At 65.2% G+C, this 22564-nt stretch carries 21 protein-coding genes; 14 read left to right on the top strand and 7 right to left on the bottom strand.

The annotated features are described in order from the left end of the window. Positions 1-74: 74 nt before the first annotated feature. From K0M74_RS12215 to K0M74_RS12205, 3 genes are read left to right on the top strand one after another with little or no spacing between them, the layout of a single operon-like run. Positions 75-1109 carry an extracellular solute-binding protein gene (locus tag K0M74_RS12215; protein ID WP_293972575.1) on the top strand — a complete coding sequence of 345 codons (1035 nt, stop codon included), beginning with the start codon at positions 75-77 and terminating at the stop codon, positions 1107-1109. Continuing rightward, positions 1100-2686: an iron ABC transporter permease gene (locus K0M74_RS12210; RefSeq protein WP_293972572.1), complete on the top strand. Its 1587-nt coding sequence runs from the start codon at positions 1100-1102 to the stop codon at positions 2684-2686. Before K0M74_RS12215 ends, K0M74_RS12210 begins: the two co-directional genes overlap by 10 nt. A 10-nt stretch (positions 2687-2696) precedes the next feature. Next, positions 2697-3731: an ABC transporter ATP-binding protein gene (locus K0M74_RS12205; protein ID WP_293972569.1), complete on the top strand. Its 1035-nt coding sequence runs from the start codon at positions 2697-2699 to the stop codon at positions 3729-3731. A 34-nt stretch (positions 3732-3765) separates the two neighbouring features. Here the strand turns inward: K0M74_RS12205 and K0M74_RS12200 are convergent, their stop codons facing one another. The 5 genes from K0M74_RS12200 to tpiA form a co-directional block, all read right to left on the bottom strand. Next, on the bottom strand, positions 3766-5010 hold the full coding sequence (locus tag K0M74_RS12200; protein ID WP_293972566.1) for a M14 family zinc carboxypeptidase: 1245 nt from the start codon (positions 5008-5010) through the stop codon (positions 3766-3768). 147 nt (positions 5011-5157) lie between these two features. Further along, entirely contained in the window at positions 5158-5841 is a 684-nt protein-coding gene (locus K0M74_RS12195; RefSeq protein WP_293972563.1) for a Crp/Fnr family transcriptional regulator, read from the bottom strand. Between the two features lie 27 nt (positions 5842-5868). After that, complete coding sequence (locus K0M74_RS12190) at positions 5869-7500, bottom strand: CTP synthase (protein ID WP_293972560.1); 1632 nt, start codon at positions 7498-7500, stop codon at positions 5869-5871. A gap of 106 nt (positions 7501-7606) precedes the next feature. Further along, entirely contained in the window at positions 7607-8050 is a 444-nt protein-coding gene (gene secG, locus K0M74_RS12185; protein ID WP_293972557.1) for a preprotein translocase subunit SecG, read from the bottom strand. Between the two features lie 186 nt (positions 8051-8236). Further along, positions 8237-8986 carry a triose-phosphate isomerase gene (gene tpiA, locus K0M74_RS12180; RefSeq protein ID WP_293972554.1) on the bottom strand — a complete coding sequence of 250 codons (750 nt, stop codon included), beginning with the start codon at positions 8984-8986 and terminating at the stop codon, positions 8237-8239. 179 nt (positions 8987-9165) lie between these two features. On the opposite strand from tpiA, the gene K0M74_RS12175 reads away from it, so the two are divergent. From K0M74_RS12175 to lexA, 9 genes are all read left to right on the top strand, one after another. Beyond that, positions 9166-11112, top strand: a complete 1947-nt coding sequence (locus K0M74_RS12175) for a peptidylprolyl isomerase (RefSeq protein ID WP_293972551.1) — start codon at positions 9166-9168, stop codon at positions 11110-11112. A gap of 7 nt (positions 11113-11119) precedes the next feature. After that, positions 11120-12637: a chorismate-binding protein gene (locus K0M74_RS12170; protein WP_293972548.1), complete on the top strand. Its 1518-nt coding sequence runs from the start codon at positions 11120-11122 to the stop codon at positions 12635-12637. A gap of 35 nt (positions 12638-12672) precedes the next feature. After that, the gene (locus K0M74_RS12165; RefSeq protein ID WP_293972545.1) at positions 12673-13734 is read left to right on the top strand and encodes an alpha/beta fold hydrolase; all 1062 of its coding nucleotides are present in this window, start codon (positions 12673-12675) and stop codon (positions 13732-13734) included. A 223-nt stretch (positions 13735-13957) separates the two neighbouring features. Next, complete coding sequence (locus tag K0M74_RS12160; RefSeq protein WP_293972541.1) at positions 13958-14548, top strand: aminodeoxychorismate/anthranilate synthase component II; 591 nt, start codon at positions 13958-13960, stop codon at positions 14546-14548. Continuing rightward, positions 14545-15543, top strand: a complete 999-nt coding sequence (gene trpD, locus K0M74_RS12155; RefSeq protein ID WP_293972538.1) for an anthranilate phosphoribosyltransferase — start codon at positions 14545-14547, stop codon at positions 15541-15543. Before K0M74_RS12160 ends, trpD begins: the two co-directional genes overlap by 4 nt. Continuing rightward, positions 15540-16325, top strand: a complete 786-nt coding sequence (gene trpC, locus K0M74_RS12150) for an indole-3-glycerol phosphate synthase TrpC (protein WP_293972535.1) — start codon at positions 15540-15542, stop codon at positions 16323-16325. The genes trpD and trpC overlap by 4 nt, the downstream gene beginning before the upstream one ends. Positions 16326-16548: 223 nt before the next feature. Beyond that, complete coding sequence (moaC, locus tag K0M74_RS12145) at positions 16549-17022, top strand: cyclic pyranopterin monophosphate synthase MoaC (protein WP_293972532.1); 474 nt, start codon at positions 16549-16551, stop codon at positions 17020-17022. Beyond that, entirely contained in the window at positions 17019-18209 is a 1191-nt protein-coding gene (glp, locus tag K0M74_RS12140) for a gephyrin-like molybdotransferase Glp (RefSeq protein ID WP_293972529.1), read from the top strand. The genes moaC and glp overlap by 4 nt, the downstream gene beginning before the upstream one ends. 65 nt (positions 18210-18274) lie before the next feature. Continuing rightward, positions 18275-18958, top strand: coding sequence for a transcriptional repressor LexA (gene lexA / locus K0M74_RS12135; protein ID WP_293972526.1), 684 nt, complete (start codon positions 18275-18277; stop codon positions 18956-18958). 16 nt (positions 18959-18974) lie between these two features. On the opposite strand, the gene K0M74_RS12130 is transcribed toward lexA, so the two are convergent. Both K0M74_RS12130 and K0M74_RS12125 read right to left on the bottom strand, forming a co-directional pair. Then, the gene (locus K0M74_RS12130; protein ID WP_293972523.1) at positions 18975-19259 is read right to left on the bottom strand and encodes a hypothetical protein; all 285 of its coding nucleotides are present in this window, start codon (positions 19257-19259) and stop codon (positions 18975-18977) included. 75 nt (positions 19260-19334) lie between these two features. Further along, a complete protein-coding gene (locus tag K0M74_RS12125; protein WP_293972520.1) occupies positions 19335-19487 on the bottom strand; it encodes a hypothetical protein in 153 nt (50 codons plus the stop codon). A gap of 58 nt (positions 19488-19545) precedes the next feature. Between K0M74_RS12125 and gltX the strand changes: the two genes are divergently transcribed. Next, positions 19546-21012, top strand: coding sequence for a glutamate--tRNA ligase (gene gltX / locus K0M74_RS12120; protein ID WP_293972517.1), 1467 nt, complete (start codon positions 19546-19548; stop codon positions 21010-21012). A 38-nt stretch (positions 21013-21050) separates the two neighbouring features. Further along, entirely contained in the window at positions 21051-22337 is a 1287-nt protein-coding gene (locus tag K0M74_RS12115) for a citrate synthase (protein ID WP_293972514.1), read from the top strand. Positions 22338-22564: the final 227 nt, after the last annotated feature.

The raw sequence follows: 22564 nt of genomic DNA, 5'->3' as shown, positions 1-22564 counted from the left end.
CGCACACGAGATATATTGCGAGCGGTTCTCAATAATGATAGGCCAAATGCCCATCCCCCAAAGAAAGGTCGATCGTGCGGAATTTGTTGATTTTGGCGGCAACTGGCGGCGCTATGGCGGTGGGCGGCTGTTCGGGCGGCGAGAAGACCACGGACACGCAAGAGGTCAACCTCTACACCGCGCGCCATTATGACAGCGACCAGGCGCTCTATGACCGGTTTACCAAGGAAACCGGCATCAAGATCAACCGCATCGAGGGCAAAGCCGACGAACTGGTCGCGCGGATGAAGAGCGAGGGCACGAACAGCCCCGCCGACTTGTTCATCACCGCCGATGCGGGCGCATTGTGGCGCGCGCAGCAGGCGGGGCTGTTCCAGCCGACGGTTTCGGAAACGCTGACGGCGCGCATCCCTGCGAACCTGCGCGAACCGGGCGGCAACTGGTATGGCTTCATGCGCCGCGCGCGTGTCGTCGCCTATGACGCGGCCAAGGTGAAGCCCGAAGAAATCGACGATTATGCCAAGCTCGCCGGGCCACGCTTCAAGGGCAAGATCTGCGTCCGATCGTCGGACAGCGTGTATAACCTCTCGCTCGTCGGCGCGCTGATCGAGGCATGGGGAGCCGACCGGGCGGGCGAATGGGTCAAGGGCATCGTCGCCAACATGGCGCGACCGCCCGAAGGCGGCGACCGCGACCAGATCCGCGCCGTCGCCGCAGGCGTGTGCGAGGTCGCGATCACCAACAGCTATTATTATATCCGCTTGGCGACCGGCGACGATGCCAAGGACCGAGCGGTGACCGACAAGGTCAAACTCGGGTTCCCGAGTCTGGACGGCAAAGGCGCGCATGTGAATATCTCGGGCGGCGGCGTGGCGAAGAACGCGCCGAACCAGGCCAATGCCGTCAAGCTGCTCGAATTTTTCGCCTCAGCGGATTCGCAAAAGCATATTTCAGCGAACAATAACGAATATCCGGCCTCGCCCGACGTCCCGGCCCCGCCGCCCGTCGATGCCTTTGCGAACTTCACTGCTAATCCGATGAGCGTCGCCGCCTTTGCGGCGCGGCAGCCGGCGGCGCTGTCGTTAATGAGCGCGGCGGGTTGGCGCTGACGACCGTCGCCACCCTTCGCCGACCTGTCCCGTCATCGCTCGCCAGCCTCGCCGCGCTGGCGGGGCTGGCGGTGGCGTTGCCGCTGATCGGCGTGCTGCTCGCGGCGTTCGGGACCGACACCGCCGACATCGCGGGCCGCGACATTGCGCGCTACGCGCTGACCTCGGTGTGGCTGGCGCTGCTCGTCGGTTGTCTCACGGCGGTGGCGGGGACGACCGCGGCCTGGCTGGTGGTCATGCACCGCTTTCCCGGCCGCGGCGTGTTCGCGTGGGCGCTGGCGCTGCCCCTCGCCACCCCGGCCTTTGCACTGGCCTATGGCTATGCCGACCTGTTCGATGTCGCGGGATCGCTGCGCATCTGGCTGCGCGACACGACGGGACACGACCTGCCGTTCGAAATGCGAAGCATCGGCGGCGCAGCGTTCATCCTGTCGGCGGCCTTTTACCCTTACGTCTATCTCGCGATGCGCGCCGCCTTTCTCAATCAGTCCGTGAATGTGCTTGAGGCGGCACGGATGCTCGGTTGCGGCGGCGGGCAGGCACTGTGGCGCGTCGCGCTGCCAATGGCGCGCCCGGCGCTTGCCGCGGGGGTGGCGCTCGCGGTGATGGAAACGCTCGCCGACTATGGCGCGGTCCAGTTCCTCAGCGTCCAGACGCTCACCACCGGCGTGGTGCGCGCCTGGTCGGTCTATGGCTCGACGGTCAGTGCGGCGCGGTTCGCGCTGCCTTTGCTCGCCGCCGCCGCGCTGCTGCTGTGGATCGAGCGCGCCAGTCGCCAGGGCGCAACGCACGAAACGGGCAAGGCGCGCTGGCGGACGATCGATGTGCAGCCGCTCGCCGGGGTGCGGCGCTGGCTCGCCTTCGGCTTCTGCCTGTCGCTGCTGATGGCGGGATTGCTGCTCCCGGTCGGGTGGCTGATCTGGAACCTTGCGCAGACCACACCCGATTGGGAGCGGCTCGTCTCGGCGACGCGCAACAGTCTGTTGCTCGGCTTCGCCGGAGCCTTGGTCACGGTCGCGCTTGCAACGATGCTGGCGCTTGGGACGCGGCGCCTGCCGATCGCGGCGCGGATCGCCAGCCTCGGCTATGCAACTCCCGGCGCGGTGATGGCGATCGGCTTGCTCGCGCCTGCCGGGCTGATCTGGAACCTCGCGCCGGGATCAGGCACAGCCGTTGCGATCGTGCTGCTGGTCCTTGCCTATGCGGCGCGGTTGATGGCGGCGGCGCTCGAACCGATCGATGCGGGGCTGGCACGCGTCACGCCGTCGATGCGCCATGCCGCGCGCACGCTGGGGCGCGACGAGGCAGGCGCGGCGTTCGCCGTCGATCTGCCGGTCGCGCGCGGCGCGCTGCTGACTGCGCTGCTGATCATCTTCATCGATGTGCTGAAAGAACTGCCCGCGACGCTGATCCTGCGCCCGTTCGATTTCGACACGCTCGCGGTGATCGCGAACAATTATGCGCTCGACGAACGGCTGGGACAGGCGGGGCTGCCGTCGCTGCTGATCGTTGCGCTGTCGCTACCCGCCGTCATCTGGCTGACGCGCCGCATTGCGACCGCGCGTCCCGGCGACTAGGCACCTTATCGTGACCGATCATCCCGTTCTCGAATTGAGCGATGTCATGCGCGCCTATCCCGGCCGCACCGCGGTCGACGGCGCGTCCTTCGCCTTGCCGTCCGGCGGGATAACCTGCCTGCTCGGCCCGTCGGGCTCCGGCAAAAGCACCTTGCTGCGCTTGATCGCAGGACTGGAGCCCGTCGATGCTGGCGAAATCCGTATCCGCGGGCAGACCGTCGCCGCACCGGCGATGACCGCCGCGCCCGAACATCGCGGCGTCGGGCTGGTGTTTCAGGACAATGCGCTATTCCCGCACCTCAACGTCAGCGCAAATGTCGGCTTTGGCCTCGCCGCCATGGCCGCCAACACCCGCCGCGCCCGCGTCGCGGCGCTACTCGACCGCTTCCACATCGCGCATCTCGCGGACGCGTGGCCGCATATGCTATCGGGCGGTGAGCAGCAGCGCGTGGCGATCGCGCGCGCACTGGCACGCGCACCGTCGCTGCTGCTGCTCGACGAGCCTTTTTCGGGTCTCGACGGCCATCTGCGCGACGCGGTGCGCGATGCGCTACTCGCTGATCTGCGCGCAGCGGGCACGAGCGTCCTGATCGTCACCCACGATCCCGAAGAGGCGATGATGATCGCCGACAATCTGATCCTGATGGCCGCGGGCCGCATCGTCCAGACCGGCCGGCCCGAGGATTGCTACCATCAGCCCGTATCGATCGCGGCTGCTCGGCTGCTTGGCGATGTTGCTGTGATCGATGCCGTCGTGACGAACGGGATTGCCGATACTGCGCTCGGTGCCATTCAAGCCGATGGCATTCCCGACGGCGCCGCAACGCTTGCTGTCCGGCCTGGTGCGATTGTTGCCAGCTCGACAGGCGTGACTGCGACTGTCTCGGCGACCCGCTTCGCCGGTCACCATTATATCGTCGAAGCGTTTGCGGCGGATCAGTACTTCACCATTCAGCTGCCGGGTAAACCTCCGGCGAACGGCGAGCAAATGACCTTGGCGATTCGCCACGATGCCCACGCGCTGATTGTTCGGGATGGTGACTAAATGCCAATGTCCCGGCACGCCTCCGATGGCGCAGTCAGGGTGCGGGCGTCGCGAGCATCGTTTCCATCATCGCCAGCGCCGACTCTCGTCCAATTCTTGCGATGAGTGCCCGGTCGGTGTCATCGCCGATTTCAAACGTCGCGGTGGGGACACCATAGGTTTCATAGACCCATGATTTGGCGGTTGGCAGTCCAGGATTATGGCTGGAATCGCGTTCAACGTGATAGCCGGGCATTCGGTCCTGATAGCGCGCCAGCCAATTGGCAGCGAAGCGGGGCGGATCGGTAATCGTGGCGTCCGGCAAGGTGTAAAAGACATCTTTGCGGGTCGAATGAAAATCAAGGAAGAGCCGCAGCGTCCGGTCCGGATCGTCGGCAATATCTTTCAGCAAACCCTGGACCAACCGGGTCTCAGCCTGGGTGAATGGACCCCAGTCGCGATTTAGGTCGAGCCCGCCGATGGCGTGGCGCCAATGCCCGCGCGCCACGCCATCGGGATTGAGCATCGGCACGACGATCGTGGAAAAGCGCGCCCGATAAGCTGTCGCGATCGGCTCATCCGACAGGATTGTATCTACAAATGCCAGCATCGCCTGCGCACCGGTGATTTCCGGGGGATGCTGGCGGCCGACCAGCACCACCTGTTCGCGCGGCGGCGTCGGGGCGGACGTGATGGTGAGTTGTTCGATGCTGCGGCCCTCGGCGGACCGGCCCAGAATGGTGCGGCGGGCGTCAGGATGGCGAGCCTTTTCGGCGAGCCAATGATCGTTGGTCGAAGGAGCAATGATTTCCTGCCCGGCGACAAGCAGCGGCCCAGCGCCCATTTGGATCCGCAGCTGCGCCTGCTTGATCCCGTTGTTTTCGAATAAAGTCAAGTCTTTGGCAGGCAGGCGCGTCCAACGCACCCCGTCTTCGCTGACTTTTGGCCAATAGCGATGCCCGCAGGCAGTATAGTTCAGCGTGATCGTGACCCGCTGGCCGCGCTTTACCCCGGGTTGGGGGGTCAGGCGAAAGGCATACCAGGCGCTGCAATTGATCGGCGGCGCATCTTCGGGCGCCAGCGTCACAGCCAGTTCGTGTTTGCCCGGCGTTTCGCAACGCGCCGCGGCGCCGGTCGGAAAATTGGTGTCGAGCCGCACCTGACCGTTTGCGCATCCCGCCTTTGCCGGCGCGGAGACCGGAATTGCCGATGCGGCGGTGTCGACGGCATGTGCCGACCCAGTCGCGAGCAAAAGGGCGGCTATCGATACGGAAAGGGCGTGGCGGATCATGTGTTTCATTCCCGCCACGCCTTTCTCATGCGATTATCCTCAGAATTTCTTGCGAATTTCTGCAAAGAGCGTGCGCCCTTTGCCGCTATGTTCGGCGCCATAGATGCCAACTGGTCGATAACGTCGTCGGCCTCGGATTCGCGGGGATGACGACGGCTACCCCTCGCTCTCGCTGATATCCTCCAGCATATCGGCATCGAGCACCCGCACCCGCCCCTGCTCGAGCGAAATCACCCCCGATTCCTCCCAGCTGCGTAGCTGGCGGTTGATATGCTCGCGGCTCATCCCGGCGAAATTGCCCAGCTCTGTCTGGCTGAGCTCAACACGGTGCGACGCCTCGACATCCTTGCGAATCAGGCGCTTCAGGTACCGCGCCAACCGCGGCCCCGACGCATAGGCGCGGTCGCTTTCGATCGTCTGGTCGGCGGTGCGCAGCCGCCGCGCCAGCTGCTGCATCAGCGACCAGGCAAAATCGGGATGGCTCGCGGCAAAATCGCGCAGCGCGTTACGACCCAGCTGCAATGCGCTCCCGGCGCTCGTCGCGGTCACCGATGCGGTCCGTTCGCCGCCATCGAGCAGCGCAATTTCGCCCAGCACCGCACCGGGTTCGGCATAGGCCAGCACGATCTCGCGCCCCCCGCCGGTCAGCATCGACACCCGCGCCGTGCCTTGGGTCAGGATCAGCATCATGTCGCCCGGGTCGCCTTGGACCAGCAATTCCTTGCCCTTGACGAAATTGACCTGCACCGCGCGGCTGGTGATCTCGGCCCAGTCTTCGGCCGACAGCCCTGAAAAAATGCTATCGGGGCTCTGCAACTCGGCGAGTTTCGCGTGATCCATGCCCCTGATACCCCTTTATCCGTTCGGTCAGACCAGCCGACTCTGCTTCACCGCCGCTTCGATAAAGCCCGCGAACAAGGGATGCGGGTCGAACGGCTTCGATTTGAGCTCGGGATGGAACTGCACTCCGATAAACCACGGATGGTCGGGCCGCTCAACGATTTCCGGCAACATGCCGTCGGGCGACATGCCCGAAAACACCAGTCCGCCCTTCTCCAGCCGCTCGCGATAGGCACCGTTGACCTCGTACCGGTGGCGGTGGCGCTCGCTGATATCGTTGGCGCCATAGACGGCCGCGACATGGCTGTTGGGCGATAGCTTGGCGTCATAGGCGCCCAGTCGCATCGTGCCGCCCATGTCCGTGTTGGCACCGCGCTTTTGCAGCCCTTCGGCGCTCATCCATTCGGTGATCAGGCCGACGACGGGCTCGTCGGTCTTGCCGAATTCCGTGCTCGACGCATCGGCAATCCCACTGGTGTTCCGCGCCGCTTCGATACACGCCATTTGCATGCCGAGGCAGATGCCAAAGAAGGGCACATCCCGCTCGCGCGCAAAACGGACACTCGAAATCTTGCCCTCGGACCCGCGCTCGCCGAACCCGCCGGGGACCAAAATACCATGCAGCGGCTCGAGGTTGGCGGCCAGATCCTCATCGCGCTCGAACATTTCCGCGTCGAGCCAGCGGATATTGACCTTCACCCGGTGCGCCAAGCCGCCATGGACCAGCGCCTCGTTCAGCGACTTATAGGCATCGGGCAGCGACACATATTTGCCGACGACGCCGATTGTCACTTCGCCTTCGGGGTGCTGCTTGCGGTCCATGATGTCGTACCAGCGCGACAGGTCGGGCGCGGGCGCATCGTCGAGGCCGAAATGCCGCAGCACTTCATTGTCCAGCCCTTCACCATGATATTGCACCGGCACTGAATAGATGCTGTCGGCGTCGAGCGCCGGGATCACCGCCTCTTTGCGCACGTTGCAGAATTGCGCGATCTTGGCGCGCTCGCCATCGGGCAGCGGCCGTTCGCAGCGACAGAGCAGGATTTCGGGCTGCACGCCCAGCGAAGCCAGCTCGCGCACACTATGCTGCGTCGGTTTGGTCTTCAGCTCACCCGCAGCGGCGATATACGGCACCAAAGTGACATGCACCGACAGCGTCTTGTCGCGCCCCTCTTCGTTGCGCAGCTGGCGGATCGCTTCGATGAACGGCAGTGATTCGATGTCACCCACGGTGCCGCCGATTTCGCACAGGACGAAATCGAGGTCGTCGAGTTCGGCGCGCGCGAACGCCTTGATCGCATCGGTCACGTGCGGGACGACCTGCACCGTCGCGCCCAGATAATCGCCGCGGCGTTCCTTGGTGATGATCTGCTGATAGATGCGGCCCGAAGTGATATTGTCGCTCTGCCGCGCCGCAACGCCGGTGAAGCGCTCGTAATGGCCCAGATCAAGGTCGGTTTCCGCGCCGTCGTCGGTCACATAGACTTCGCCATGCTGATACGGCGACATCGTGCCGGGATCGACGTTCAGATAGGGATCGAACTTGCGAATCCGGACGCGATAGCCGCGCGCCTGCAATAAGGCCGCGAGGCTAGCCGCCATCAAACCTTTGCCAAGCGAGGAGACCACGCCGCCGGTGATAAAAATGAACCGCGCCATGGGAGGAAAGACTTACTCAACCGGAGGGGGACGGCGCAAGCCGTCGAATCGCAAACGGCGGAATTTATTTCCGCCGCGCGGGCTTATCTGAAACCGAAGCTGTCGGTTATTGCTGGGCGGGCGCCGGTGCCGGAGCAGTTTCCTGCGTCGCTGCCGCAGCGGCAGCGGCGAGCGGATCATCGCTAGCCGGTTCAGGGGCTGCCGTCGCGGGCGCGCTTTGGGACGGCTGCGCCGGACCGGTCAACGACGACGTCGGTGCCGCGCCGCTCGTCTGCGCCGATTTCGACAGCGAGGTGTCGATCGTCGAGCCGCTGCGGCCGACCGATGCCATAGCCGCCAGTACGATCGACAGGCCGACGAACAGGCAGGCCAAAATGGTCGTCGCCCGGGTCATGAAATCCGCCGCGCCGCGCGCCGACAACATCCCGCCGGGGCTGCCGCCAACCCCCAAACCGCCACCTTCCGACTTTTGCATCAGAATGACGCCAATCATCGCCGCGGCGACAAGCGCCTGCAGGACGAGAATGAAGGTGAAAAGGCTGGACATCATATTTTCCCGAACTTGCGCGGTCTCACACGGACCGCGCCCGCGGCGCACATAGAGATGAAGCGGCTCGGCTTCAAGCTATACGTCGCCCCGATACTACCCGTCGCGCCGGCCAAGGGGGGCCGCTGGCGGTTTGCGCGGCAGCGCCGACTAAAGCCGATGGCGGCCCCGCCTTCGCGGGAGCGACGATCATAACTTGGCAGCCGCCGCCACAATCGGCAAAAACTTCGCCGCCGTCAGGCTCGCGCCGCCAACCAGCGCCCCATCGACATCACCTGCTCCCAGCAATTCGCAAGCATTGTCGCCATTGACCGAACCGCCGTACAACAACCGCATATCCTCCTCTGCGGCGCCGCCAAAGCGCGCCGCCAATGCGCCGCGGATCGCACCATGCATCGCGGCGACATCGTCCACCGTCGGGACCAGCCCGGTCCCGATCGCCCAGATCGGTTCATAAGCGATCGCCAGCCGAGTGGCGTCGAAATCGTCGGGAACCGACCCAGCAATCTGCGCCAGCACATAATCGATTGCCCGGCCCGATTCGCGCACCTCGCACGGCTCGCCGACGCACAATATGACCGACAATCCCGCACCCAGACCGGCTTCGGCCTTCGCCCGCACATCGGCATCGCTTTCGCCGCAGCCTTCGCGCCGCTCGCTATGCCCGACGATCACCAGGCTGGCACCGGCATCGGCTAGCATCGGCGCCGCGACCGATCCGGTAAACGCGCCCGACACAGCGCTGTGGCAATCCTGCCCGCCGACCTCGGCGCCCGGTACCGCGGCAACCATCGCGCCGATCAGGGTGAACGGCGGGCATATCGCCACATCTACCCCGGCATGATCGCCAGCCGCCGCGAAAATCGCCTGCGCATCTGCGATCGACGCGGTCACGCCGTTCATTTTCCAGTTGCCGACCACATATTTACGCCGTGCCATTGCCGCATCTCTCCCGCTGTCTGAATGATGCCAAAGCCCTAGCGGCGGGCGGGGGCGATAGGCAAGCCGCGTTGCGCCGCCATGAAAAGCCCGTTTCGCGCCTTGATGCCGTGCCGCCGCGCCTCTAAAGCATCGCGCAAACGCGCATCCCCGCGCCCCGCCGAAAGATTGCCTGCCCCATGATTACCGCCATCCGCCGCATGTTTTCCTCGACCATCGGCAAATTCCTTGCGCTCGCCTTCGTCGCCCTTGTTGGCGTGGCCTTTGCGCTCAGCGACGTCACCGGCAATTCGTCTTTTGGCGGCATGGGCGGCGCCAATGTCGCGAAAGTCGGCGGCGACGAAATTGGCGTTGGCGAGCTGCGCGACCGCGTGCGTCTCGCCTATAATCAAGCACGACAGGACCAGCCTGGGATGACGATGGCCGCCTTCGTCGAATCGGGCGGGCTTGACCAGGTGCTTAACCAGCTGATCGAAGGGATGGCTTTCGACCAGTTCGCGACCGAAATGGGCTTTGGCGTCAGCAAGCGGCTTATCGATGGCCGCATCGCCGACATCCCTGCCTTTGCCGGCGTGTCGGGCAGTTTTGACCAGACGCGCTTTGAAACCTTTCTGCGCGAAAACGGCATGACCGAAGCGCAGCTGCGCCGCGACCTGCGCCAGCAACTGCTGATCGAACAGATCGCCGCCCCGATCGCCAGCATGCCGCGCCTCGCCCCCGGCATGGCGCAGCCCTACGCCGCGCTGCTGCTCGAACAGCGCCGCGGTCAGGCGACCTTCATCCCGTCCAGCCCCTTTGCGCCGACCGCCGACCCCGGCGAGGCTGCGCTCAGAACCTACCTCACCCAGAACGCGGCGAAATTCACCGTGCCCGAACGCCGCGTTATTCAATATGCGCTGTTTGATGCGGCCAGCGTGCCGGTCTCGGCCGTCACCGACGCCGAAATCGCCAAAGTCTACAAGGACAATGCCGCGCAATATGCCGCGAGCGAAACGCGCCGCTTTGCGCAGGTGATCGCGCCCGATCAGGCGACCGCCAATGCACTCGCCGCCAAGGTGCGCAGCGGCACCTCGCTCGCCGCCGCGGCGCAGGCCGCGGGGCTGTCGGCCTCGACCACCGGCGACCTCACCCAATCCTCCTATGCCGCCACCAGCACCGCCGCCGCCGCGAAAGCCGCCTTTGCTGCCAAGCAGGGCGACCTGATCGGTCCGATCCAGACCGGTCTCGGCTGGAGCGTCGCGCGCGTCGAAGATGTCACCGCGCGGCCGGCGCGCAGCCTCGCCGATGCCAGCGCCGACATCCGCACCGAACTGGCCAAGAACAAGGCGAACGAGGCGATCGTCGATTATTACAACGCGATCCAGGACGCCGTGAACAGCGGCGCGTCGATCGAAGAAATCGCCGCCGACCGCAAGCTCACCCTAGCCACGACGCAGCCGCTGCTGCCCAGCGGCCGCGTCCCCGGCCAGCCTGCCAACACGCTGCCGTCCGAACTCGCGCCATTGGTCAGCCAGGCGTTTCAGGGCGCGTCTGAAGGCGAAGGCCAGCTCGCGACGCTGGTCGAGAACGAAAAATTCGCCGTCTATGCGGTCAAATCGATAATCGCCGCGGCGCCGCCGCCCTTCGCGCAGATCCGCGCCGAGTTACTCGCCGACTGGCGTTTGGCGCAGGGGCAGAAAATTGCCCGCGACAAGGCACGCGCGATCGTCAAGGCGGTCGAAGGCGGCCAGGCGCTCGGCGCCGCGGTGGCCGCTGCGGGGCCGAACATCGGCAGCGTCCAGACGATCGGCGGGCGCCGCGGAGAACTCGGCCAGAACGGCCAGCCCGTGCCGCCCGAACTCGCTTTGCTGTTCTCGATGGCCAAGAACAGCGTCAAGACGCTCGAAATCCCCGGCAATCGCGGCTGGATGGTCATCGCACTCGCCGACGTCCAGCGCCCCGATTCCAAATCGATCGAGCCCGCCCGCGTCGCCGCCATCGCCCAGCCGCTCGCTCCCGCGTTCGGCAACGAACTGATCGAACAGCTGGCAGGCGAAGCCAAGCGCCGCGTCGGGGTGACGATCAACAAACAACTGGTCGAGCAGCTGCGCCAGGAACTCACCGGCACCGCGCCGGTCGCCGAATAACGTCGCGGTGGCGTTGGAGGGCAAAGCCGCGGCGCTCAAGGCCCTGGCGCGCGGCCGCGGCGCGGTCGTCTGGCAGCGGCTGATCGCCGACATCGAAACTCCTGTCTCGGCAGCGCTCAAGCTAATCGAACCGGGGCGCGGCGACTGGGTGCTCGAATCGGTCGAAAGCGGCGAAACGCGCGGGCGTTACAGCCTGATCGGGCTCGATCCCGACCTGATGTTTGAAGTGACCGGGGACACCGCGCGCATAAACCGCGACTGGCGCCATGACCGGGGCGCCTTTCAGCCCCTCGCCACTCCGGCGTTGCAGGCGCTGCGCGATCTCGTCGCCGAATGCCGGTTCGACGTCCCCGACGGCTTGCCCAAGGCGCTCGCAACGCTCGTCGGCTTCTTCGCTTATGAAACCATCGGCCTCGTCGAGCGCATCCCGCGCGCGTCGGGGGCCGGGCTTGGACTGCCCGACATGGTGTTCGTCCGCCCGACGACGATCCTCGTCTTCGACCGCCTCGCCGACGAACTGTTCCTGATCGCACCGATCTGGCCCGATGCCGACGGCGCACTCGACCGGATGATCGAAACCGCGCAGGACCGGCTCGACACCATCGCCGCGCGCCTGTCGACCGCCAGCGTGTCCGCCGACCGCGCCTTGACCGATGCGCTCCCCGCCGACATCGCGGCCAACCCCGCCACCCCGCCCGCGCAATTCGCCGCGATGGTCGCCAAGGCCAAGGATTATATCGCCGCGGGCGACATTTTTCAGGTCGTGCTGTCGCAGCGCTTCTCGACCCCCTTCGACCTGCCGCCCTTCGACCTCTACCGCGCGCTCCGCCGCATCAACCCCTCGCCCTTCCTCTATTTCCTCGACCTGCCCGGCTTCGCGCTGATCGGCTCGTCACCCGAAATCCTTGTCCGCGTGCGCGACGGCGAAATCACGATCCGCCCGATCGCCGGAACCCGCCCGCGCGGCAAGACCAGCGCCGAGGATGTCGAAAACCGCGAAAGCCTGCTCGCCGATCCCAAGGAACGCGCCGAACATCTGATGCTGCTCGATCTCGGCCGCAACGACGTCGGCCGCGCCGCGGTCGGCGGCAGTGTCACCGTTACCGACAGCTACACCGTCGAATTTTACAGCCACGTCATGCACATCGTCTCGAACGTCATCGGCCGCATCGCCCCCGACAAGGACGCCATCGACGCGCTGTTCGCGGGCTTCCCCGCCGGCACGGTCAGCGGCGCCCCCAAAGTCCGCGCTTGCCAGATCATCGCCGAGCTCGAAGCCGTCGCGCGCGGGCCGTATGCGGGCGGCGTCGGCTATTTCGCCCCCGACGGCAATATGGACAGCTGCATCGTGCTGCGCACCGCGATCGTCAAGGATGGCGAAATGCATGTGCAAGCGGGCGCCGGCATCGTCGCCGATAGCGACCCCGCCTATGAACAGCGCGAGTGCGAGGCCAAGGCGGGCGCCCTCTTCGCTGCTGCGCGCGAGGCGGTGCGGCTGGCGGGAACGCCGGGATATGGGCAATAGCTTGACCTGAACTTGGCGCGCGTTAGCGTCGCGCCATGCACAAAATCCTCGCCCCGCTCGCTCTGCTGCTCGCCAGCCTTCCCGTCCACGCCCAAACCCCCGCAGGCGCCGTCGAAGGCGACGCGATCCTGAAGGATTTCACTTTCACAACCGGCGAGAAACTGCCCGAACTCAAAATCCACTACACGACGCTAGGCACCCCGCAGCGCGACAAAAAGGGCCATGTCACCAACGCCGTGATGATCCTCCACGGCACCGGCGGCACCGGCAAGCAATTCTTCCAGCCGCAATTTGCCAGCGAGCTGTTCGGCCCCGGTCAGCTGCTCAACACCGCGAAATACTACATCATCCTGCCCGACAATATCGGCCATGGCGCCTCGTCGAAGCCCAGCGACGGGATGCGGATGACGTTCCCAAAATATGACTATGGCGACATGGTCGCCGCGCAGCACCGGGTGCTCACCGAAAAGCTCGGCGTCCACAAACTCAAGCTGATCCTCGGCACGTCGATGGGCTGCATGCACGCCTTTGTCTGGGGCACCACCCGCCCCGGCTTCGCGGAAAAGCTCGCCCCCTTTGCCTGCCTGCCGGTCGAAATCGCCGGCCAGAACCGCATGTGGCGCGCGCTGACGATCGACGCGATCAAGGCTGACCCGCTGTGGCAGGACGGCAACTATACCACCCCACCCGCGGCGGGCCTGCGCACCGCCGCATCGCTGGCGCTGATCGCGGGCGCCAACCCCTATGCGCTCCAGGTCCAATATCCGACCCGCGCCGCGGCCGAGACATACAAGGACGAGGCCTTTGTCCGCACCTATGGCCGCAACGACGCCAATGACGTGATTTATCAGCTCGATAGCTCGCGTACATACAACCCGTGGCCCGACCTCGAAAAGATCAATGTCCCGATTCTGTGGATCAACAGCGCCGACGACTTCATCAACCCGCCCGCCTACGGTATTACCGAAAAGGCGGCATCGCGGATGAAGACGACGAAGTTCATCCTCATCCCAGCCAGCCCTGAAACCAAGGGCCACAGCACCCACACCTGGGCAAAGTTCTGGAAAGACGATCTGGCAAAGCTGATGGCGCAGTAACCAATCCTCCCTGTCGCGAAGCGATGGGGAGGGGGACCGCGCCCGAAGAGCGTGGTGGAGGGGCGGCAACGGTAGCGCCAAAAAACCCCGCCGTCCCCCCTTCGCGCTCCCACCACCTCATCGCCCCGCTACTGGGAGGAACGCGACCCGCAAATCCCGCTTCGTCCGCACAAAAGGACTTATTGCTTCACTCGCGCGCTTTCACCCATTACTGCCCAACCCCATGATCCTCGTCATCGATAATTACGACAGCTTCACCTTCAACCTCGTTCATTACCTGATCGAGTTGGGCGCCGACGTGCGCGTCGAACGCAACGACGCGCTGACCGCCACTGAAGCGCTCGCGACCGGCGCCGATGCCATCCTAATCTCGCCCGGCCCCTGCACCCCGAATGAAGCCGGGATCAGCCTCGACCTTGTCGCCGCCTGCGCCGAAGCCGTGCGTCCGCTGCTCGGCGTCTGCCTTGGCCATCAGGCGATCGGCCAGCATTTCGGCGGCACAGTCCAGCGCGGCCACCTGATGCACGGCAAGACGTCGCCCGTCTGCCACGACGGCACTGGCCTCTACACCGGCCTGCCCTCCCCATTTCAGGCGACGCGCTATCACAGCCTCGAGGTTGTCGACATTCCCGCCTGCCTGATCATCAACGCGACGAGTGACGACGGCGCGGTGATGGGCCTCCGCCACATCGACCTGCCGATCCACGGGGTGCAATTCCACCCCGAAAGCATCGCGACCCAACATGGCCATGCGATGCTCGCCAACTTCATGGCCGTCGCCGGACTGCCCGTATTGGCGCGGCAAGCCGCATGAGCCGTTTCGGCCTGCTGCCCGACCCCGCGCATCTCCTGGGTCATGATGAGGCCGCGCAGGCCTTCGCCGACATCCTCGACGCGCGTACGAGCGAGGACGAGATCGCCGAATTCCTCACCGCGCTGTCCGATCGCGGCGAAACCATGGTCGAAATCGCCGCCGCGGCGCAGGCGCTGCGCGACCGGCTGATCCCCATCAATGCCCCCAAGGGCGCAATTGATGTGTGCGGAACCGGCGGCGACGGCCACCACACGCTTAACGTTTCGACCGCGGTCGCGATTGTCGTTGCGGCGTGCGAAGTTCCCGTCGCAAAGCACGGAAATCGTGCCGCTTCCTCAAAATCCGGCGCCGCTGACACCCTCGAAGTCCTCGGGTTCGACATGGAACGTGTCGGGCGCCTCGCCGAAGCTACCCTCGCCGACCTTGGCATCTGTTTCCTGTTTGCCGCCAACCACCATCCGGCGATGAAGCGCATCCAGCCAATCCGCCAGAAGCTCGCCCGCCGCACCATCTTCAACCTGATGGGCCCGCTCGCCAACCCCGCGCGCGTCACCCGCCAGCTGATCGGCATCGCGCGCCCAGGCTATGTCCCCGTATATGCCGAGGCGCTACACCGGCTCGGCACCGACCATTCGCGCGTTGTCTCTGGCGACGAAGGCATCGACGAACTGTCGCTGGCGGGCGGCAACGAGGTCGCGGTGGTCAACGCCGAGGGCGTGTTCATGCAGCGCAGCCACGCCGCCGACGCAGGTCTGCCCACCCAGCCGATCGAGGCCATTCGCGGCGGTGATGCGGCCGACAATGCCAAGGCGCTCCGCGGGCTGCTGGAGGGCGCCCCCGGCGCCTATCGCGACGCGGTCCTGTACAACGCCGCCGAAGCGCTCGTCATCGCGGGCGCCGCCGAAACGCTGACCGAAGGCGTCGAGGAAGCCGCCGAAGCGATCGACAAGGGACTCGCCAACGCGCTTCTCAACTGCTGGATCACCTATAAATGAACAAGCTGACTCAGATCCTCGCCACCAAAGCCGAAGAAGTGGCCGCGCGCCGTGCGCTGCGCTCGTTCACCGACCTCGACGCGATCGACGCCAGCCCGGTGCGCGGCTTCCACGCCGCCTTGCAGGCGAAAATCGACGCAGGCGGCTTCGCCCTAATCGCCGAGATTAAGAAAGCATCGCCCTCCAAGGGCTTGATCCGTAGCGATTTTAACCCTGGCGACCATGCCCGCGCTTATACCGCGGGCGGCGCCGCCTGCCTCTCGGTCCTCACCGACGCCCCATATTTTCAGGGGCATGAGGATTATCTCATCGCCGCGCGCAACGCCTGCCCGCTGCCCACGCTGCGCAAGGATTTCATGATCGACCCCTGGCAGGTCGCCGAAGCGCGCGCGATCGGCGCCGACGCGATTCTGATCATCGTCGCCGCACTGGACGACGGCGCAATGCAAGAGATTGAGGCCGCGGCGCTCGACCGCGGCATGGACGTGCTCGTCGAGGTCCACGACGAAGCCGAACTCGACCGCGCCCTGACCCAGCTGCAATCGCGCCTGATCGGCGTCAACAACCGCGACTTGCGCACCTTCGAAACCGACCTCGGCGTCACCGAACGTGTCGCCAAACTTGTCCCCACGGACACCCTGCTCGTCGGCGAAAGCGGCATCGCCACCCACACCGACTGCCAGCGCCTCGCGGCCAGCGGAGTAAAAACCTTCCTCGTCGGCGAAAGCCTGATGCGCCAGGCTGACGTCACGGCGGCAGCGAAGGCGCTGCTCGAGGGGTGATGTCCGCTCCTGAACGGCGAGCAGGACCACAAAAACGTCGCCCCCGCGCAGGCGGGGACCGCTAGCCGCCTGTTCCTGCGCTGCTGAGTAAACCGACAGCGGCCCCCGCCTACGCGGGGACGACGGCTAGTTTTGGCCGGTTCCAGCCGCCATAATCCCGCATTGAACCCCATGCCCCTCATCTCCCCTTGCCTTTCCCACCCCACCTTGCTTCGCTCCCGCAATGACCCTCAAACCGACTCATCTCGACGACACCGGCGCGGCCAACATCGTCGATGTCGGGGCCAAGCCCGCTACCCAGCGCCGCGCCGTCGCCAGCGGCCGGATCACCATGTCGACCGACGCTCTCGAAGCGATCCGCAACGGCAATGCGCCCAAGGGCGACGTACTGTCGACCGCGCGCATCGCGGGAATCATGGCCGCCAAGCGCACCGCCGACCTCATCCCGCTCTGCCACCCGCTGGCGCTCACCAAAGTCGGCGTGGACTTTGCATGGGAAGAAAATGGAATCACCGTCACTGCCACCGCGGCGACCAATGGCCAGACCGGGGTCGAGATGGAGGCGTTGACAGCGGCGTCGGTCGCGCTGCTTACGCTTTACGACATGGCGAAGGCGCTCGACCGCGCGATGGTGCTCGGCGACATCCGCTTGCTCCAAAAGAGCGGCGGCCGCTCGGGCGACTGGCGCGCCGAATGAGCGCGCTGCTGCCGGTCGAGGAAGCGCAGGCGCGGCTGCTGGCGTTGCGTGGCCCGCTGTCGCCCGAGAAAATATCCTTTTACGAATGTTTTGGCCTCTACACCTCGGATGATATCTTCGCCCAGCGCGACCAGCCCGCCGCGCCATTATCGGCGATGGACGGTTATGCGATTCGCTTCGACGACCTGCCCGGCCCGTGGACCGTTATCGGCGAAAGCGCCGCCGGGGCCGCGCCGGGTCGCACCGTAAACGCGGGCGAAGCGATGCGCATTTTCACCGGCGCAATCGTCCCCGATGGCGCCGACACGGTCATTGTGCAGGAGGATGTCGCCGCCGATGGCACCGCGCTGACCTTGACCGGCGACGGCCCCGCTACGCGCGGCCGCCATATCCGCGCCCGTGCGAGCGATTTCGCCGCCGTCGATTGCCTGCTCCCAGCGGGAACCCGCCTGAACCCCGGCGCGATCGCCGCCGCAGCGATGAGCGGCGCCGAGCAACTAATAGTCGGGCGCCGCCCGCGCGTCGCGATCCTCACCACCGGTGACGAACTCGTCCAGGCCGGACGCGCGCTGACCCCGGGGCAGATCCCCGACAGCAACAGTCCGATGCTGGCGGCAATGCTCGCGGGCGAACCCGCCGCCGTCAGCCTGACCTACCACGTCCGCGACGACCGCGCAATTTTGGCCAATGTTTTTAAAGATTTGGCGCGACATCACGACGTCGTCGTCACCGTCGGCGGCGCCTCGGTCGGTGACCACGACCATGTCCGCGGTGCGCTGCACGACGCGGGCGGCACCGTCGATTTCTGGAAGCTCGCGATGCGCCCGGGCAAGCCGCTGATCGCCGGAACGATTGGCGATGCGATCCTGCTCGGCCTGCCCGGCAACCCGTCGTCGGCGTTCGTCACCGCGACCCTGTTCCTGCTCCCACTCGTGCGCCACCTCGCCGGTGCGCACCATCCGCTCCCCGCGATCCACCGGGCGCCGCTCGCGACCACTTTGGACGGCGGCGGCGGGCGCCGCGATTATCTGCGCGCGCGACTCGAAAACGGACGGCTGACCCCGCTGATCGGGCAGGACAGCGGCATGACGCTGCCACTCGCCATCGCGAATACACTGCTAATTCGCGACATCGCCGCACCGCCGCGCGATGCGGGCGCCATGGCGGAGTATATCGTCATCGCTTGACAAGTCCCGCTCTGTTCCACTATCGTTCTCATTATGTCCGGTTCTGGTCCTGACGGAGAATGACAATGTTGACCGCCAAGCAGCATGAACTGCTTCACTTCATTCAGCAAAAACTCGACGCAAGTGGCATTTCGCCATCGTTCGAGGAGATGAAGGAAGCGCTGGGGCTGAAATCCAAGTCCGGAATTCACCGCCTTATCAGTGCCTTGGAAGAACGAGGCTTCCTCCGCCGCCTCCCCAACCGCGCCCGCGCGCTCGAAGTGATCAAGGTGCCCGAAGCTGCCAAATCGCCCGTGCGCAACGATCACGACAATGTCGTCACGCTACGCAAACCCGCCCCCGTGATGCGCCCGATCGCCGCCAACGACATCGTCGAGGTGCCGCTGCACGGCAAGATCGCCGCGGGCGTCCCGATCGAAGCGTTCGAGGATCACAACCACCTCTCGGTTCCCGCCGCGCTGCTCGGCTCGGGTGAACATTATGCGCTCGAAGTATCGGGCGACTCGATGGTGGAGGCCGGAATCTTTGACGGCGATTATGCGCTAATCCAGAAAGCCAGCACCGCGCGCGAGGGCGACATCGTCGTCGCGCTCGTCGACGGACAGGACGCGACGCTCAAATATTTCCGACGCGAAGGCCCGATGATCCGGCTCGACCCCGCGAACAGCGCCTATGAGCCGCAGCGTTACCCCGCCGACCGCGTCATCGTGCAAGGGCGCTTGTCGGGACTGCTTCGTCGTTACCACTAAGCTGCTGCGGCTGCCGTCACGGATGCGCGTCCCCCGCGCGCAGCATGGCGACGGCCGTGGGCCGATCCCCCAGATAGAGCGCAAACCCGCAGGTTTCGGGCAGACTGTCCCTTCCGATCGTCATCCAGCGCCCGACGCCTTCGCGCGGTAACCAGCGGTCGCTGATCACGATATCCGCGGCGGCGGCTGCCAACACTGGCGCCGCAACCCACAAGGCGCGGCCCCAGATGAGCAGAATTCCTATCGCAACGACGACGCAGCCGATGACGATCGAGCGCCCGAGCCGACGCTGCCCGCCCACCAGCGGCCCTGCCAACGCTCACGCGCTCAGTGCCAGCAGCGCCCCGATCCAGTGTATCGCGGTCGGCAGCACCAGCTAAAGAGCGATGCCAGCGCCCAACGCAACCGGCATCCACAGCTCGATCCGCTCGCGCTCTTCCTCCAGTCGCTCCTCGATCGCATCACCCAGCGTCCGCCAGCGACCTCCCCAGCGTGCGGCATTGGGCATTTGAAGCTGTCTTGTCGCCATGCTAGGGGCTCCCCGATCGCCGCCGCGATGCGCGGCAAAATGAGTGAAAGAGGCCTTGGTGGCAACCGATATTAATACGAGTTTGACCGCGACCGCCACGGAAGCAACGGGCGCCGACGTCGTGACGCGGTTTGCACCCTCGCCGACCGGTTTTCTGCACATCGGCGGCGCGCGCACCGCGCTGTTCAACTGGTTGTTCGCGCGCCATCACGGTGGAAAATTCCTGCTTCGCATCGAAGATACCGACCGCGCCCGCTCTACCGATGCGGCGATTGACGCGATCATCGACGGAATGCAATGGCTCGATCTCGACTGGGACGGCGAAGCGGTATTCCAGTTCGCGCGGGCCGACCGCCACGCCGCGGTCGCCGCTGAGTTGCTGGCGAAGGGTGAGGCCTATCGCTGTTACCTCAGCCAGGACGAACTCGCCGCGATGCGCGCCGAAGCGCAGGAAAAGCGCCTGCCCTTCCGCGTCCGCAGCCCCTGGCGCGACCGCGACGACGGTGACCCCGCCCTCCCTCACGTTGTGCGCGTTCGCGCGCCGCAAGACGGCGCCGCGACGATCACCGACAAAGTGCAAGGCGATGTCACCGTCCAGAACGCCGAACTCGACGATTTTGTCCTACTGCGCAGCGACGGCACCCCGACCTATATGCTCAGCGTCGTCGTCGACGACAACGACATGGGCGTCACCCACGTTATCCGCGGAGACGACCATCTCAACAACGCCTTCCGCCAGCTGGCGCTGATCCGGTCAATGAACTGGCACGAGCCGGTTTATGCGCATGTGCCGCTGATCCACGGCGCCGACGGCGCCAAGCTGTCGAAGCGCCATGGCGCGCTCGGCGTCGATGCCTATCGCGACGAAATGGGCTACCTCCCCGAAGCGGTGAACAATTATCTACTCCGCCTCGGCTGGGGGCATGGCGACGACGAGATCATCAGCCGCGAGCAGGCAACCGAATGGTTCGACCTTGCCCATGTCGGGCGCTCGCCGTCGCGTTTCGACTTCAAAAAGCTGGAGAATCTCAACGGCCATTATCTGCGCGAAGCCGACGATGCGCGGCTGGTCACGCTGGTCGCGCCGCGCGTCGAAACGCTCGTCGGTCGCGCGCTGAACAACGACGAGCGCGCCGTGCTGACCCGCGCGATGGAATCGCTCAAACCGCGCGCCAAGACGCTCGACGAAATCGCCGACGGCGCGATGTTCCTGTTCCAAAGCGGTCCGTTGCCGGTGGACGAAAAGGCCGCCGAGGTGCTAAAGGGCGCCCCGGAAGGTTTGCTGGCTGCCGTGACGCAGCGGCTGCGCGGGCTGAACCAATGGACGATAGAAGAGCTGGACGCCGCGGTGCGGGCCGAGGCCGAAGCCGCCGAACTGGGGCTCGGCAAATTGGCCGGGCCATTACGCGCTGCCCTAACCGGCCGGACCGTTTCCCCAGGGATTTTCGACGTGCTGTTGTTGCTCGGGCGTGATGTCAGTCTGGCCCGACTTGACGCAGCGCAACATTATCCGGCAGGGGCGTAGCCACGCTCTCTCCTCGCCGTCATAACAGGGAAAAATATATGACCGATCAACCCGCAAAAATCACCCTGGGCGACAAGACTGTCGAAAGTCCGGTATTGTCGGGCACCGTCGGTCCCGACGTCGTCGACATCCGCAAATTCTATGCCCAGACGGGCGCCTTTACCTACGATCCGGGCTTCACCTCGACCGCGAGCTGCGAATCGCAGATCACCTATATCGACGGCGACGAAGGCGTTTTGCTGCACCGCGGCTATGCGATCGGTGACCTCGCCGAACATTCCAGCTTCATGGAAGTCTGCTATCTGCTGCTGAACGGCGAATTGCCGAGCGCCGACGAGCTGGCGACCTTTGACTATACGATCACCCGCCATACGATGCTGCACGAGCAGCTGGCGACCTTCTATCGCGGGTTCCGCCGCGACGCGCACCCGATGGCGATCATGTGCGGTGTCGTCGGCGCGCTCAGCGCTTTCTATCATGATTCAACCGAGATCCACGATCCGCACCAGCGGATGATCGCCAGCCACCGGCTAATCGCCAAGATGCCGACGATCGCCGCGATGGCGTATAAATATTCGGTCGGCCAGCCGTTCGTCTACCCCGACAACAAGCTGAGCTACACCGGCAATTTCCTGCGCATGACCTTTGGCGTTCCGGCCGAGGAATATGAGGTCAATCCGGTCGTCGAACGCGCGCTCGACCGCATCTTCATCCTCCACGCTGATCACGACCAGAACGCGTCGACCTCGACCGTCCGCCTCGCCGGTTCGTCGGGCGCCAATCCGTTCGCTTGTATCGCCGCCGGTATCGCCTGCCTGTGGGGTCCGGCGCATGGCGGCGCGAACGAAGCGGCGCTCAACATGCTGCGCGAAATCGGTCGCCCCGAACGCATCCCCGAATATATCGCGCGCGCCAAGGACAAGGACGATCCGTTCCGCCTGATGGGCTTTGGCCACCGCGTCTATAAAAACTACGATCCGCGCGCGACGGTGATGCAGAAAACCGTGCGCGAAGTGTTCGAAGCGCTGAAGGTCAACGACCCGGTGTTCGAAGTCGCGCTGCAGCTTGAGGAAATGGCGCTCAGCGATCCCTATTTCGTCGAGAAAAAGCTGTTCCCGAACGTCGATTTCTATTCGGGCGTCATCCTTTCAGCGATCGGTTTCCCGACGACAATGTTCACCGCACTCTTCGCGCTCGCCCGTACCGTCGGCTGGGTCGCGCAGTGGAACGAAATGATCTCCGACCCTGCCCAGAAAATCGGTCGCCCGCGCCAGCTGTACACGGGCCCGGCACCGCGCGATTATGTGGCGGTGGACAAGCGCTAATACGCCGAAAAGAAACGACGAACAGGGACCGCGATTGCGGTCCCTTTTTCGTTTATCCGGGCATTGCCTGCGACAGACACGGACCGTTGGCCGCCCCCCCGGGCTAATCCCGCCGGGTGTAACCGGGGCTCCCCACCCTGTTGGCCAATGCTACCCCCTATCCCCCCCAAAATGCGCTTAGCTGCATGCGCGTCACCCGCTACGGCGACCGCGCGACGGTGACCGTC

The sequence above is a fragment of the Sphingopyxis sp. genome, assembly GCF_019459305.1.
GTDB lineage: Bacteria > Pseudomonadota > Alphaproteobacteria > Sphingomonadales > Sphingomonadaceae > Sphingopyxis.
The sequence above is the reverse complement of the archived record's forward strand: the minus strand, read 5'-3'. Positions and strand labels throughout refer to the sequence as shown.